The following is a 14,136-nucleotide window of genomic DNA, read 5'->3' on the forward strand; positions in this document are numbered from 1 at the left end:
GACGCAATGACGGACAACACCGAGCAGGACGTGGACGATTTCACCGTGGCCCGAGCAACCAAGTTCATCTCGAAGATCGTGAACGATGAACTGGGACGCCGCCTAGATAGTCCATTCCAGGACTTCGCGCTGATGGACATGGGGACCGATGAGGAGTGGTCCGAGATCCTCGGCCTCGGTTTGGGCCCCTATCTGACCGAGCTGATCGCGAAAACCGGCGTGTCAGGGCTGGACGAGAAATACCCGGCAATGGCTGCGAGCAGGGCGCAGATGAGCGTCAGCAGCCTGCCGGCAGAGTATTTGAGTCTGGACTTCGACCCTGAGCCCGAGTATCTGGCTGTGGCGTCGGAGATGTTCGATGCAGCTTTGCAGGGCGGGGATACCGAGGCGGTCCAAGCGAAAATCGCGGTCCTCGACGGCGACGGTCAGGCCAACGTGATCCTCAACGCCATCGCGCTCTTCACAGTTCTCGCCAAGGTGTTCCACCAACTGGCAAGCGGGGTGGTGGCAGACGAGGATTCTTCGCCCAGCACGTCGCCCGGATCAGATCGCGGGTAGCAGAACTCGCGATCTGCGGGCCGGGTGCATGTACGGCGGCCGCAACCCCATCTCACCCTCGCCGCCGGTCCGCACGTCGCCGACGTCGTGCAGGCAGGCCGGTGGGGCGGTGCGGCCCAGGCTGCCGTCGGGGTGCAGGTGCGCGAACTCCCAGCGGTCGGCGGCCAACTCTTCGGTGATCTCCCAGGACAGGACGTGGCCGTGGCCGGCCCCGCGCTTCTTTCCGATCGAGACGATGGGCGCGAGCAGCTCGGCGACCGCGGCAGGGTCGCCGACCGCTCTCCACACCAGGTGCCGGCACACGGTCAGCGGCAGCGGCATCACCCGCGAGCGGTAGCGGCCCTGGCGTTCGGACACCAACGCCGGCAATTCCGCCGACATCTGGTCCAGGGCCTGCTGATCCGGGCGGGCGGACCAGTACTGCACGTGCGGACCGGGCACCTCGTCCTCCGGGTAGGCGAATGTCGCCGCCCAATGCCACCCGTCGGCGCCGTCGCCGGTGCAGCGGGCCAACGGCAGGCCCAGGTCCTCCGGCACGGTGTCGGGGCTGTAGGGCGGGTAGTCGGCGCCGGCCGCGCGTGCGGCGGCCTTGGTGTTCTCGCGGATCTCCGAGGCGAGGAGGCCGTCGAGGCTGATCCCCCACGGCACCGCGTGCGCGACACCTGCGGCCATCCGGGCACGGATGACCATCGGCATCATTCCCGCAGCGATCTGAAGGGTCATGCCGGGAGTGAGAGCAGGGTTTCCAGGGCCTCATCACGTCGTGCGGCGACGATCTCCCGCCAATCGACCACCGGGTCACCTCCGGTGCGGGCGGTGAGTGTGGTGGCGATCTGGCCGTGCCCGATCCCCGTGCGCCCACCAAGCCATCCGATGCGGGTGAACTCGTCCAGGACATCGGCGACGAACGCGTGGTCGAGATCGGAGCCGCGGACCAGTTGTACCCACGACTCGAACCGCGTCCCGGGGGCGAGGGTTTCAATGTCGTACCGCATCACCGGCGATCCCGACCGACCCGTCCCGGCATCGGGGTCGACGGTGGTGCCGGCATGGCCGGCGGTCACGTCGTCGAGGTGCGAGTAGGACTCGAGGGCTTCGATGTCGAACCGGGACGGGATCGGACCCTGATACTCGCGGCGCAGGATCGGGGCGGCTTCGGTGACGATCGGCACCACATGCCCGACGCGCAGGCAGCCGTCGATCGGCGCGGCGCCGACAGCGCCGCCGAACACGCTCAGCTGCGGGATCAGCTCCCGGAGTTGGTGCAGGCGGCGGCCGGTGACCGGTTCCGCCTGGGTTTTCACGATCGCGCCGCCGTTGCGGAGAGTGTGCGCGACCGCCAGCGGCAACTTTCCCTCGTAGCCCAGGACGTCGCGCAGCAGCTCCTCGCCGATCCGGCGCAGCACGCCGCGGAAGGAGTTGCCGGAGATCACCGGGACCAGCTCGACCGACCCGTCGGGCTGGATGATCTTCATCCTTCGGCCGATCGCGGTGGTGCCGATCAGCTCCCCGCGGTGCGAGATCGGCGACCGGGCGGTCATCTCGATCTCCCACACCCGAGACACGGTCACGACGCCAACCCGTGCTCGATGCGGGCGGCACGGACCGCGTCGGCCACGATCCGCGTCCGCAGCGTCAGCGCCGAGGTCTGATCGCGCATCACCTGCAGCACCGGCCGCGCCTCGCTCGTGAGCAGGATCGCCAGCTCGCCGCGTTGCTCGTCGCTGCGCGGGGCTGATCCGAGCCGGGCGGCCGAGGCGGTCCACCACTGGTGCAGGTTGATGCTGTTGTAGGTGGCCAACCGGATCCGGGTGGGCAGCAGGTTGTCCCAGTAATCGCCGCGGCGGGCGGCCACCCAGTTGCGGTCCGACCAGTCGATTCCGTAGTGCAGCAACAACACCAACCGTTCCGCCGTCACCGCAGCGGGGTCGGTCAGCGCCGGAAGTTGTGGAACCGCGGCCAGCCAGCGGTCGGTCACTGAAAGTTCGTTCTCCCCCGACATATTCATCACCGCAGATCCTAGAGAACTCGAGGTGTTTTCTCGAGTCCACCGGGCGCCGGTGGCCGGGGCTCTGGGGTCCCGGCCACCGCGACAGCGTGACCTGTGCGAGGTCTGCGGGGGTGCCCCTACTGCATCCAGATGAAGGCGGCCAGGAGGATCGTGTGCACCCCGACACCGATCAGGAACACCAAGTACTGGCCCCAGTACGCCCCCCGAAGCTCATGCTCGTTGATACTGAGCCACGCTGCTGAGCCGACGGGGAGCGCGTGATAGCGGGCGAGTGCGCGGCCGCACCGGTGTTCCTGAACGTAGAAGCCGAACGCAGCGGCGCCGAGGGCGGTGGACAGGACGAGTTCGAGCATGGGGAACTCCTCTGAGACTGGGTGATGCCGGGTTGCATCGCCCATACCTCAGCGGACGGGTTCTCCACCCCCGATCCCCACAGCGGCGTTTAATCCTCTGAGCTGCCGAAACAAGCCGTCCAGGTGGTGATCTATGCCTGTCGGGTGGCGCGCAGCCCGACCTCCCACCACGGGTCCGCACGGCGCCATGGGGTCAGTCGGGGCCAGTCGTCGAAAACCTGCGGCCACCGGTCGGCGGGGAGGCGGCGCAGCACCGCATAGGGCGGGGCATCGTCGCCGAGCATGGTCTCGGTGAACCCGTGGCCGCGGAGCCTGCTCATCACCTCAAGACGGGCGGCGTCGTCGGCCCGCCACTTCAAGTGGGCGTCATCGACCGTGACCATGCCCCAACGTGCGTCCGGGAGCAGGTGCTTGCGCCCTGGCCGCAGCGGCACGATCACCGCCGTGCCAGCGTCAATCGTGGTGGAGAGCACCTGGTGTAGCAGCGAGGGGTCCGCCGATCGCAGGGTCGGGGGCTTCTGGGTGACGATGTGGGCCTCGATACGCAGCGGCCGGTGCCGATACACCCACACGCACGCTTCGCACAGGCGGCGGCCGGCCAGGTTCGTCCACGACTCGTACCCGGTGAACCTCCGTGATACGACCTGCCCGACCGGACTCATCACCGCGGTGGTCAGGCCGCAGCGCGCGCACCCAGCCACGCGGGTATCAGGTGAGCCGGCCACGTCAGGGATCCCGACGGCGGCGGTGTACGCAGCCCACACCACATCGATGGGGGCGGCGATGGTCATGGGCGGCACCGTAACCTGCCAGCTGTGGTGAACGCACCGGACCCCGGCCTAGACCTGGCGATGCTCCGCGGTCTGCGGGCACCGTCGGCGAAAGCCTGCCCGAGCGCCGTCGCCGACATCCTGACCCGGATCGAGGCGCACCTCGCGCAGCATGACGGGTACGTCGCGTTCTCCGGCGGCAAGGACTCCCTCGTCGTCCTCGACCTTGCCCGGCGCGTCGAACCGGATGTGCCGGTGGTGTTCTTCGACTCCGGCCTCGACTACCCCGAAACCTACGACTACCTCACCGAACTCGCCCACACCTGGCAGCTGGACCTGCACCGCATCCCCACCGACCCACCGCTACTGCAGGTGCTCGCCGACTCCGGGCTCTGGGATCATTCCGCCCCCACCGACGGTGCGGCCGCGAGGGTGGATCTCCACCACGTCCTGATCGCTCAACCCGCCCGTCGCGCCCACTCATTGCTGGGGCCGGGTGAGCTGTGGGGTGTGCGGGCCGACGAATCCGCCGCCCGCCGGCACCTCTACACCCGAGGTGGCCGCCGAGACGGCATCACCACCCGCGGCGACGGCACCACCGCGTACGGGCCGATCTGGAACTGGACCACCGAGGACGTCTGGGCGCACGTCGCCCGACATCAGCTGCCCGTGAACCCCGTCTACGCCAAACTCCGTGAGCTGGGTGTCCCCGCGCAACAGCACCGCCTCTCCCACCTGGTCGACGGTAGCCACCTCGATCGCGGCCGGCTGACCTGGCTACGCCGCGGCTGGCCTCCGCTCTTCGAGGAACTCGCCGACGTGCTCCCCCGCATCCGTCAACTGGTGTGACTCTCTGTTGCTAGGCCCCGCCAGCATGCGCGACCCGCTATGGCGTATCGGCGCTGGCCACGGAATTCACGTCGAAGCCGGTGGGCCACTGTGTCGCATTGTCATGCTTGATTCCGGTCAGTTGGGCTGCACCGAGATCCGTGTGACGAAGATCCGCGCCGGAAAGGTCCGCGCGGGAAAGGTCCGCCGCCCCGATGTAGGCGTATCTCAGGTCGGCGTCAGACAGGTTCGCCCCAGCGAGGTTGACCGGCCCGATCACGGCGTACTTCAGGTGTGCCTTCGTCAAATTCGCCCCGTCCAACTTGGCATAGGAAAGATCGCCGTCAGCTGACCTGTCGCACATCACAGCGCCAACGAGTTTCGCCCTCACCAGGATTGCGTTCGACAGTTCTGCGGTGATCAGATTCGTTTGCGTCATGTCAGCGTCGGTCAGGTCGGCTTCCCACAGTCGAGCGTGGGCGAGATTGCAGCCAGGCAGTTGGGCACCGCGCATGTTGGCTTCCGTCAGATGGACACCTTCGAGCATCGGGCCGAGATACACGGTGTCCCCGCGAGGAGGTCGTGGAGGTGCATTCTTCGACCGCATGGAATCTTCGAGCTGATCGGTGAAGCTGTCACGCAACCGCACGTCGACACCCAGCACCGAGCGGGCCAGGTTCGCCCGCACGAGCGAGACGCCCATCAGGTCCATGTGGACCAGCTCGGCGCGGCTCAAATCCGCTTCCTCCATGTCCGTCCCGCTCAGGTCGAATCGATAGCGACGCCAGCTCGGCCGGCCCGAATCCCCGGAACGCAGCCGAGAATGGATCGCCGCGACAATCGCCGTTCGCACATCGAGTTCACGACGGTCCATGTGCACGTTCTCCGCACGTAGATAGGCGCACAGTAGATCTATGCAGACTTGCGTTTCGCCGTGCCGGCCTGCCGACTTCCAGTCGTCGGCGAGTGACGCGAGACCGTAAACTCCGGCGAGCCGAATCGCAGGGTTGTCGTGGCCGAGCTGTTCCGCGGCCGTGCTGTACCGCTCGTGCAACGCGCTGACACGCTCGTTGTCGAGGGTTTCTTCGGTCGAACGCTGCTTGCGATACGCAATCAGCGCCGCCCCTCCGAGACCGGAGACACCGAGAAGCGTCGCCGAGGTCCGCGCGGCGTTGAACAGCTGGTCGCCTGTGGCATCGTCCAGGAATCCGAACGGCGTATACGGCTGGCGAGTTTGCAGCCACAGCAGGTAATAGAAGACACCGATCACGGCGAACGCCCAGGCAGTGGTACCCCAGATCACAAGCGTACGTAGGCGCATGCCCCATATCGTGCCGGACAGCCCGACGTCGGTAGACGGTGGCACCCACCGGTCACGCCAACTCGGGTCGGCCCTTGTCGTTGGTGAACAGTCCCATCGCGTATCCCTCATTCCTCGGTGCTATCCCGAAGCTGCACGATCATCCGCTGGCCGATGCTGCTGTCCGCGCGACGATAGCGCCCCTCACCGGCCGAGATCACCTCGAACCGCATCCCGCGCGGCAACAGGTGCGCAGTGTCCTGTCACGCGCGAACGCTAGTCGGCGTCACCGGAATATTAGCGGGACTGACCTGCGGACATGGCATGTCCCCCAGGGGCAGTGACGGGAACTACGCGAAGCGGTCTGGGCGACCGCTCAGGGACGGAATCAGGTCGATGCCGCGCGGAGAATGGAAGCAGGCGTCTCGGGGTCGGAGAATGCCTCGTCCACCATGCGCAGTGCGGGGACGACGACCGTCGCCTCGATATGGTCGATGTGTTCGCACGTCCACCCGGTAATTCCCTCCGGACCCTCGGATTCCGGTCCGAAGAAGCGGTCGATCCCTGCATCGCTGTAGCCCCAGTCGATGAGATCGTTCCGCGTGCACCATCTGTCGCGCGGCTCGGTGACAGTGATCAGATAGGTGGTGGTACCGCCGACCACGTTCCCGTTCTCGTCGAACGCGCCGCCGCTATTGCTGGCGGTGAGTCCAGGGGCCTTGTCGCGGATTTCGTCCTCGGTCGCCGGCCGTTGATACACGTGCCACTCGCCTTTCTAGCGTTATCGCAATTTGTGGCTATAGTCGGATCACTGAATATGCACAGGATGAGCCGGAGGCGTCACCCCTTCTCGGGGTTGGTGTCTCCGGTTTCTTCTTTCGCGCGGAGCTCGGCGCCCAGTCGTAGTTTCAGCTCGCGGCGGGCACGCTGCTTCGGTGTCTCCTCCGGCTCGGGTTCATCGTCGACCGGCCGGAACGTCGCCCGTCCCAGCTTGATGTCCGGATGGACCACGAGCTCGGGGCGGCCCTTGTCGTCGGTGAACAGTCCCATCCTCATTCCCCTCATTCCTCGGTGATGTCCCGCAGCTGCACGATCATCCGCCGGCCGATACTGCCGTCAGGGCGACGGTATCGCCCCTCCCCGGCCGAGACCACCTCGAGCCGCATCCCTCGCGGCAGCAGGTGCGCGGTGTCGTCGACCGTATCCGAGCGGCCCAGATACATACCTCGGCCGGTTTCGATCTCGAACACCACATCCCGATCGCCCAGCGTTCCATCGAGCTCGTGAGCGGCGTGGGTGGCCATCGTGTGCCGGTCGAAATCCAAGCGGGATCCCGGCTGCAGGGTCGCGGGCAGATTCGCCGCCTGCTGCGGCACCGCGTGCGGGAGGGTCACCGCGCAGTACAGGATGTGGCCGCGGTCGTTGAACCGTTCGGCGGTCTGAATGGCCCGGTCCACCCGCTGGACCTGGGAACGCATCTTCTCGTCGAGTTGCTGCGCGTCACCGCGCGCCGCGGACAGTGCCTCGCCGACGGTCTTCCACCGGTCCGGGTCGCTGACCAGGTCCTGCACGCCGGTGTAGCCGACCTTCGGCAACTGCGACTGCGCCTTGTGCTTGTTCACCGACCGCACCTTGCGTTGGCGCGAACTCGGCGGCTGGCGAATCGAATCCGGGATCGGCAGCTCCCGGCGTTTACGCTCGGACACCTCGGGGACGGTCGCGCGGGGGAAGGCGCGCTCGAGGTCCTTGCGGGCCCGGGTGAACTCCGCGTCCTCGACCATCCGGTCCAGCTGGCGTGCACCGTCGCGCTCCTGGGCGCGGTCGTCGTAGGTGGTAGCCGACCGATAGCCGGCGGGCTTGGCCGCCGGCGTGGTGCTGGTGCCGGCCTCCGGATCCAGACGGGTCGGCGGCGCATCCGGGCTCACGTTGTACGCCACCAGATCCCCTCCCGCTGCGTCGAACACGCCCCAGATATGACGAAGCGTGGCAGGCATTAGTGTCCCAATTGACGGCCTGCCACGCTCGGACCCGACCACAAGGCGGGTCTACCGCGGAAGAAGCAAACCGGTGACCAACCAGCAACTCGCTCCCACGCGTGCTTTCGACGTTTCCGCCGAACACACACCAGCATACCGAAACGCACTGCGCTACTGCGGTCGACGGTGCATTGAGGGCCGCTACTTCGGCGGATCGGATTAGGCGTTCCGCTGGACGTGCCACCGGTTCGCTCCCACCACGCCGATAACATCGGTCCGTGAGTCTCACGGAAACGCCCTCGAACTACGCCGCGATCGCGCGACAACTCGTCAGTATCTGGGATGAATGCCTCGAGGACGGCTCGTTCACGGTGATCAGCGGCGGACCGTTCGATCCTGCGAAGGCTACCCGGGTGCTGTCGCTCGCCCATCACGTGCGCCGACTGGCAGTTGCTGCCCTCGATGACATTGACTCCGACGGCGTGCTGGTCTCGATACCGACTATCAGGGCGTGCTTCGAGTGCTCGATCACCGCCATGTGGATAGCCCAGTCCGCGGACGGAGTCCAGGCGTGGCTCGCGCAGGAACCTGCCACCCGACGAGCAATTCGAGCCTCTCTGCGCAAAGCGGACAGCCCGGAACTCCGCGAGGTGGCCGCCAAGGTCGCAAGTATCGAGCCCCTCGGGATCGAATCGTCGTCCGGCACGCAAGCCGACGCTTTTGCGGAGATGACCAACGATCTCGAACGGGGTCGCGATCTGTACGTGATCTACCGTTTCCTGTGTGGCTTCAACCATGCCTCACCAATGCTGACCGACCAGTACCTAGCGCTCGACGAGTCGCCCGGATCGAACGGTTACGAGTTCGTTCCTGAACCTGAGGAACCCGACCAGGCACCGTTCATCCATTTCATCGCTTGTTCGATGCTGTGGGCACTGTCCGCGGTTCGCTTCATCCAGAAGGACCGACGGTCGCTCCGGTCGCAGCTCCGCACCGCCGCGCAAGAGCTCGGGGCGCCCACCGAGTACCAACTCACTGCACAGGCCAGGGCCCGGCAGGACGGATTGAAGTGGGGTGGTCCGAAGAAACTCACCGCCAAAGACGTCCGATCCGCAGCAAAAGCGAAAGGACTCGAATACGCCCTCAGCCCAGGAACGGCCACCAGTACACCAGCGCATCATGTCTGGGCAGTTACGGACATCGGCACGACTATGGCGACATTCGCGACCATCGAGGACGCCGCTACGCACATCCGCAACCACTCGAACTGATCCACCAGGACGCTGGACCAAGGCCGCGCGTCGCATCAAAATCCTCGAAGACCGCTCCCGAGGCCGCATCGGCCCAGAACCACCCCGCGGCGAGCACGCCTTGCCAACGTGCCTATGCCCCCGCCCTGCGGTAAGGCGCACCATCGGGCGGGAGGTCGTCAAACCCTTCTTAGCTCGATCTCTGTGCCACCGGCCCCTGTCGATGGTGTCGCGCGATGCGGGGACGCCGTGGCCGGTGCACCCCGACGTCGCTCAATGTGTCGGGTATCCGCGCGGCCACCGCCTCTCGCAGCCCCCGTACCCCGAGCTCGGACAAACCGTCGAACGAATGCGCACGGACACCGCGGGATCGTAGTGCGCCCACGATCTCCGATTCGTCGTCGACGAACGCCGACAACCACCGCCCGACCGCCCGACAATGGCCAGCCTTGACCTCGACGGCCGGCCGGACATCATCACGTGAGCGGCACAACAACGCTCGCCCTTGCGGAAATCCGTGCTCGCCGAGCCACACCCGGGTCTGCCCCGCGCACGAGACCGGCCGGGTCGTCGAGTACACCGGAACAAATCCCAGACCGGCCACCGCCTCCACCAGGTCCCGTCCCGGCTCGACCACTGCCGCTTGCCCGACATGTTCAAAGAACCGCTGCCATGCCCGCCGGCGACTCCCCTCCGAGTCGCCGGCCAGGATGTGAGCGAATTCCGACAGGTCCGCCAGCCCACCATCGATGTCGAACATCACCACCCGCTCACTACCGCTCACCTCCCCGAGCCTAACCACCGCGTCGGCCAACACCCCGGCGCCACGCCCGGACCGACACAACCGCGCGTACGCGATCCACCGAATGGGTATCCGAATATTGTTGCTACAAAGGTTGATTCAGTCTTCGCGTTCGCTGTCGTACTACCACGCGCATCTGCTCGTTGCCGCTGTTCGACCCATTCGGTTCAGCCAAGGCCGCCGTGACGGCCTCGGCTCGGTGCGATCAGGACTGCCGGCCCTGCTTCTGCTCGATGATCCAGGCCGCGATTTGAGCACGGGAGGTAAATCCCAGCTTGGAGAATGTGTGCTCGACATGCCCCTGCGCGGTGAGTTGCGAAATGACGAGCCTGTCGGCGATCGACTTCTTGGTGAGGCCCTCGGCGACAAGTTCGACTACCTGCTGTTCCCGACGGGTCAGACTCGTAGGTCCCGATCCCGCGCAGTTGCTGACCGCGCCCGCCGACACCCCCACACCCCGGCGCGCCGACCCTCCGACAGTCGCCGGCACCCCCACATCACAAACCAGGACATGTCGTCACAGCAGGTCACAGCCCCCGATCGTCGCCACGAGCAGACGAGAAGAGCTCGGTCGCCATTAGCAACCAGCAGCCCGATTTTCGCGAAGACCAAGCCCCTCGGCCAACTTCCAAGGCGACAGACGGTGCGAGACCTACCGCAACAAGACCTCGCCCGCGGACCAAATGGCGTTCCAAGAGGCGGTCCTCACTCGATCCAGGTGCCGATTCCCTAATTTCGTAGTACAGAATCCCTATTTCTGTAGTACAGTATTGGTGTGGCGATCGAATGGACGAGCAGCGCAGACAAGCACGGCATCGACCGCGACGACGCGTTGCACGCGATCGAGAACGCCGTCTACGTCGAGCAAGAGTTCGACGAACCACGCGTTCCCGGCCACTCGAAGCCTTGGCTCTTCATCGGCCCTCCGCGCACACCTGGGGGTTCGTTGCTCGAAGTCATGGTGGAGATCGTTCCCCCGCGGGGGATGGTGGTTTTCCATGTGATGCAGGCGCGGCAGAAGCATCTCCACCGCATGAAGGACCAGCCGTGACCGCCCGATCCCCGGTTGCGCAGGCATCCGGTCCAACCACATTCGAAGAGGTGACATACCGATGAACAGCAACGATAAGAACTCCGATTACGACGAGCTCGCCGAGTGGGCCGAGCACGAGATGACGCTGCCGAAGAACTCGGCAACCGCCAAGCGGGGCGCCGAGGCCGCCGCAGCAGGGCGCGAACTGCTCGAAAGGGTGGGCGCCGGCCGTCCGTCCTTGGCCGGCGCCAGCGGCGAATCACCCAAGCGGCAAGTCCGACTGCCGGCGCCGCTGAGCAACAAGCTCGACGAACTCGCCGAACGCCAGCACCGCAAGCCCAGCGAACTGATGCGTGAGGCCGTCGAAGAGTACATCCAGAGGCACTCCGCCTGACCACAAACCAGGCCGCGACCGACCCGTAACAGCGGAGGCGGTCATGCGGGAGGTGAAAATTTCGATTCGCTCTGCCCTCGGCCCTCGCTTCGGTGAGCCACCGCGCAGCACACCGCGCGTCGCCACGGACACGAATCATCCACGGGGACAAGCTATCCCTCAGGTAACGGCGTTATACACTCGCGGCCGCTGCGGCGGTTTCATGCCAAGTGGCTTGGGCAGCCGTGACCATGTTCGACCAGGGCAGACGACACGTCCCTCCCGCCACAGCAGTGGTTTGCGCGACGCCCGACGGAGTTGCGTGTGCCATTCCCTCTATAGATGCACTCAAGGTAGCGTGCAGCCGAACGGGTCACATTAGGCAAAGAACGCTCGTGACGAGCAACACGCCCAGTGGAGAGGCTGCTGCGCCCAGTCACAGATTGGACATCAAGAACAATGGCGGTAGTTCACGAAGATCGGCCCGAATATCCAGACCCGGAGGGGGACTTCGATCGTGAACTGGATGAGAGGCAGAACGAGTCAACGCGCTTGCCTTCCGGAGAAGATGTCCAGCGCCGTGTGCTGCAGGTTTCCGAGTGCTACGTCGGTGGCGATCTAGATCGACTGGTCGAAGGATGCAAGGCACTCGACATCGAACCTGACAATCCGTTTGGCGGACCCGACATTTACGAATGGGCCGATTCGGTCAGACGCACTAGCAGCACAGGCGGTTGGGTAGTTGCCGCATCACTCTACCGGCGGGGAACTGAACGAAAGTGGATGGATGACATCGCTGCCGACCTGCCAGAGGATTTCGATCGGGTTCGGCTCAAAGCGATATCGCCGATCCCGAGCGTGGTAGTCCTCCTAGCTACGTTTACCCTCTCCGACGTATCGGCCAATGCCCTGAACGATGAGCTGAACACGAACAGATATTTGCGCATCGACACCGTCGGCAGAGGTCTTCGCCACCACACTGCGTTTCATCGCAAGCAAGCAGCGATTGCGCAAGAACGCACGCGTGTTCGCGAAGCGGCAAGCCAGTGGGTTGCCCGTGTCTTCCCTGGCACGATGATCGCCGACTTCAAAAAGGCATCGCTGCCTGCGATTGAAGTCATCACGACAAAGCTTGCGGCGCCTTTCACCCGACCTCAGTTGCCGGACGTACCGGTTGAGGAGATCAGCAGCCATCTCGAGGACTACCGATACTTGCTCTCCATTGATGTTGAGGGAGACGCCTATACCGGCTCTTCTACGCCCGACTGGAAGATTGCTACTTCCTTCAGACCCGATGACGATCCGTGGACGATAGTGTGCGGCCACAAGCTCACCGTCGATGAATCCCCACGCGACGGCGTTACCTTTGGCGGGCCCTACACCGACGACCACTTCATCGAGAACCGCTTCGGCGGACTCATGGTGCGATGGGCGATCAAGTGCCTCATCGAATGCTACGAAGGAACGATAGCGCAGCTTCGCGATGACTTGGCGCGCAATCCAACAAGAGAGAAAAGCAGGTGGAACTTCATCAAACAGGTCGGCCAGAACGCCTTGCGCACAGAGACCATCGACTCGTTGGAGCGCGCGAGCAAACTTTTGAGCAACACGATCTTTGATGCCACGATTGTCTCGAATGAGGTTGGCAAGTGGGTCTCCAACGATCGCCGCTGGACCTATGAGCTTGATGAATACAAACAGATTCATGACTGGGGTGACGGTCAGGTTGACGAGTTCTTCTTCGACAAGATGCTGAGGACGTCGCTCGAAGACCGCGCTGAATGGTTTGGCGAGACCATTCCGCTGCTCAGGTCAGAGCTGGAACTGCGAGCATCGATCGAGTCGACGGCCGCCAATTTCCGGCTGCAACAGATCGCAATGGTCTTGGCGATCCTTGCAATATTCATCTCGGTAGTCGCCATCGCTATGCCGAGTTAATTACCACACGACGGGCGCGGCACTTTCTCGCCGGGGCGGCACCCAGAGGCCCAGAGCGACAGTTTCGCATCCTCCTGCGACTCAGATGAGAAACGGACGGCGATGCGTGAAATCGACTACCGCGGCGGCGACGGAACCCGCTTGTTCGCCGCCGCATGCGGGAGCGGCCCGGTCGTCGCACTGCTGCACGGCGGTGGCCCGGATCATCACAGCTTGCTGCCGATGGCGAAGCGTCTCGAAGACCGGTTCACCGTTGTTGTCCCGGACGTGCGGGGATACGGCCGCTCGGTGTGCCGGGATCCGGCGCTGCACACGTGGAGTCGCTACGCCGACGACGTGATCGCCCTCCTCGACCACCTGGGCGCGTCGGAGGCGGTGGTCGGCGGGACCGGCCTGGGCGGCACCATCGCCTTACGCGCCGCTCTGGCCTTCCCCTCACGCGTGCGGGCGGTCGTGGTGATCAGCGCCGAGGATATCGAGGACGACGAGGCGAAACTGGCCGAAACCGCGTTGATGGACCGCTTCGCCGAGCGGGTGCGAGGCGACGGTATCGAAGCGGCGTGGGAGTTGTTCCTTCCCCACCTGCAACCGCTGATCGGGAACCTGGTGCGCTCGGCGATACCGCGTGCCGATCCGGGGAGCGTCGCCGCCGCGGCCGCCATTGGGCGTGACCGCTCGTTCCGCACGCTCGACGAACTCGGTGCGATCGACGTTCCGGTGCTCATCGTCCCCGGCGCCGACGAGCGCCATCCGGCCGAGCTCGCCGAACGGATGAGCGCGACAATCCCGCATGCGACACTCGCGCGGAACGTGTCGTTCGACGCGCTCGAGACGGCGGACGATCTCGCCGACGCCGTCGTCCCGCTGATCCGCCGATTCCTCGACAACTGAGGCCATTACCCGTCCCCGTGCGTGCCCGAGCCACGTTCGTCCGACAGGCGCAC

17 protein-coding genes and 1 pseudogene are annotated in these 14,136 nt (G+C 65.2%); 7 read left to right on the forward strand and 11 right to left on the reverse strand.

The features are described from left to right. Nucleotides 1-6: 6 nt before the first annotated feature. Nucleotides 7-558, forward strand: coding sequence for a hypothetical protein (locus CJ179_RS48210; RefSeq protein WP_095866215.1), 552 nt, complete (start codon nt 7-9; stop codon nt 556-558). On the opposite strand, the gene CJ179_RS48215 is transcribed toward CJ179_RS48210, so the two are convergent. From CJ179_RS48215 to CJ179_RS48235, 5 genes are all read right to left on the reverse strand, one after another. Then, a complete protein-coding gene (locus CJ179_RS48215) occupies nt 544-1,281 on the reverse strand; it encodes a hypothetical protein (protein WP_095866216.1) in 738 nt (245 codons plus the stop codon). The two genes, CJ179_RS48210 and CJ179_RS48215, sit on opposite strands and share 15 nt — an antisense overlap. Next, a complete protein-coding gene (locus CJ179_RS48220) occupies nt 1,278-2,129 on the reverse strand; it encodes an RAMP superfamily CRISPR-associated protein (protein ID WP_095866217.1) in 852 nt (283 codons plus the stop codon). Before CJ179_RS48220 ends, CJ179_RS48215 begins: the two co-directional genes overlap by 4 nt. Continuing rightward, nucleotides 2,126-2,566, reverse strand: a complete 441-nt coding sequence (locus CJ179_RS48225) for a hypothetical protein (protein ID WP_373560199.1) — start codon at nt 2,564-2,566, stop codon at nt 2,126-2,128. The genes CJ179_RS48220 and CJ179_RS48225 overlap by 4 nt, the downstream gene beginning before the upstream one ends. Nucleotides 2,567-2,685: 119 nt before the next feature. Further along, nucleotides 2,686-2,922 carry a hypothetical protein gene (locus CJ179_RS48230; RefSeq protein ID WP_095866219.1) on the reverse strand — a complete coding sequence of 79 codons (237 nt, stop codon included), beginning with the start codon at nt 2,920-2,922 and terminating at the stop codon, nt 2,686-2,688. A 131-nt stretch (nt 2,923-3,053) separates the two neighbouring features. Continuing rightward, entirely contained in the window at nt 3,054-3,713 is a 660-nt protein-coding gene (locus CJ179_RS48235) for a hypothetical protein (RefSeq protein ID WP_095866220.1), read from the reverse strand. 24 nt (nt 3,714-3,737) lie between these two features. On the opposite strand from CJ179_RS48235, the gene CJ179_RS48240 reads away from it, so the two are divergent. After that, nucleotides 3,738-4,541, forward strand: coding sequence for a phosphoadenosine phosphosulfate reductase family protein (locus tag CJ179_RS48240; protein WP_218834950.1), 804 nt, complete (start codon nt 3,738-3,740; stop codon nt 4,539-4,541). Nucleotides 4,542-4,578: 37 nt separating this feature from the next. Here the strand turns inward: CJ179_RS48240 and CJ179_RS48245 are convergent, their stop codons facing one another. The 4 genes from CJ179_RS48245 to CJ179_RS48260 form a co-directional block, all read right to left on the reverse strand. After that, entirely contained in the window at nt 4,579-5,790 is a 1,212-nt protein-coding gene (locus tag CJ179_RS48245; protein WP_257016344.1) for a pentapeptide repeat-containing protein, read from the reverse strand. Nucleotides 5,791-6,208: 418 nt separating this feature from the next. Further along, nucleotides 6,209-6,580, reverse strand: coding sequence for a hypothetical protein (locus CJ179_RS48250; RefSeq protein WP_095866222.1), 372 nt, complete (start codon nt 6,578-6,580; stop codon nt 6,209-6,211). Between the two features lie 80 nt (nt 6,581-6,660). Then, on the reverse strand, nt 6,661-6,870 hold the full coding sequence (locus tag CJ179_RS48255) for a hypothetical protein (protein ID WP_041813653.1): 210 nt from the start codon (nt 6,868-6,870) through the stop codon (nt 6,661-6,663). 11 nt (nt 6,871-6,881) lie between these two features. Further along, the gene (locus CJ179_RS48260) at nt 6,882-7,757 is read right to left on the reverse strand and encodes a hypothetical protein (protein ID WP_095866223.1); all 876 of its coding nucleotides are present in this window, start codon (nt 7,755-7,757) and stop codon (nt 6,882-6,884) included. A gap of 317 nt (nt 7,758-8,074) precedes the next feature. Here CJ179_RS48260 and CJ179_RS48265 point away from each other — a divergent pair, with 317 nt between their 5' ends. Next, a complete protein-coding gene (locus CJ179_RS48265; protein ID WP_095866224.1) occupies nt 8,075-9,067 on the forward strand; it encodes a hypothetical protein in 993 nt (330 codons plus the stop codon). Between the two features lie 169 nt (nt 9,068-9,236). On the opposite strand, the gene CJ179_RS48270 is transcribed toward CJ179_RS48265, so the two are convergent. Both CJ179_RS48270 and CJ179_RS48275 read right to left on the reverse strand, forming a co-directional pair. Further along, nucleotides 9,237-9,830, reverse strand: a complete 594-nt coding sequence (locus CJ179_RS48270) for a hypothetical protein (RefSeq protein ID WP_257016345.1) — start codon at nt 9,828-9,830, stop codon at nt 9,237-9,239. Nucleotides 9,831-10,053: 223 nt separating this feature from the next. Further along, nucleotides 10,054-10,266 (reverse strand): annotated as a pseudogene (locus tag CJ179_RS48275) (response regulator transcription factor); the annotation flags it as partial. Nucleotides 10,267-10,623: 357 nt separating this feature from the next. Between CJ179_RS48275 and CJ179_RS48280 the strand changes: the two are divergent. The 4 genes from CJ179_RS48280 to CJ179_RS48295 all read left to right on the forward strand — a co-directional run bounded on the left by CJ179_RS48280 (nt 10,624) and on the right by CJ179_RS48295 (nt 14,083). Further along, nucleotides 10,624-10,899 (forward strand): hypothetical protein, encoded by a 276-nt coding sequence (locus CJ179_RS48280; RefSeq protein WP_095866225.1) that lies wholly within the window; start codon nt 10,624-10,626, stop codon nt 10,897-10,899. A gap of 61 nt (nt 10,900-10,960) precedes the next feature. Beyond that, a complete protein-coding gene (locus CJ179_RS48285) occupies nt 10,961-11,275 on the forward strand; it encodes a ribbon-helix-helix domain-containing protein (RefSeq protein ID WP_054247528.1) in 315 nt (104 codons plus the stop codon). A gap of 438 nt (nt 11,276-11,713) precedes the next feature. Further along, nucleotides 11,714-13,192 carry a hypothetical protein gene (locus CJ179_RS48290; protein ID WP_143549075.1) on the forward strand — a complete coding sequence of 493 codons (1,479 nt, stop codon included), beginning with the start codon at nt 11,714-11,716 and terminating at the stop codon, nt 13,190-13,192. A gap of 102 nt (nt 13,193-13,294) precedes the next feature. After that, a complete protein-coding gene (locus CJ179_RS48295; protein WP_095866227.1) occupies nt 13,295-14,083 on the forward strand; it encodes an alpha/beta fold hydrolase in 789 nt (262 codons plus the stop codon). Nucleotides 14,084-14,136 lie beyond the last annotated feature (53 nt).

This window comes from Rhodococcus sp. ACS1, assembly GCF_002300155.1.
GTDB classification, from domain to species: Bacteria; Actinomycetota; Actinomycetes; order Mycobacteriales; family Mycobacteriaceae; genus Rhodococcus_F; species Rhodococcus_F koreensis.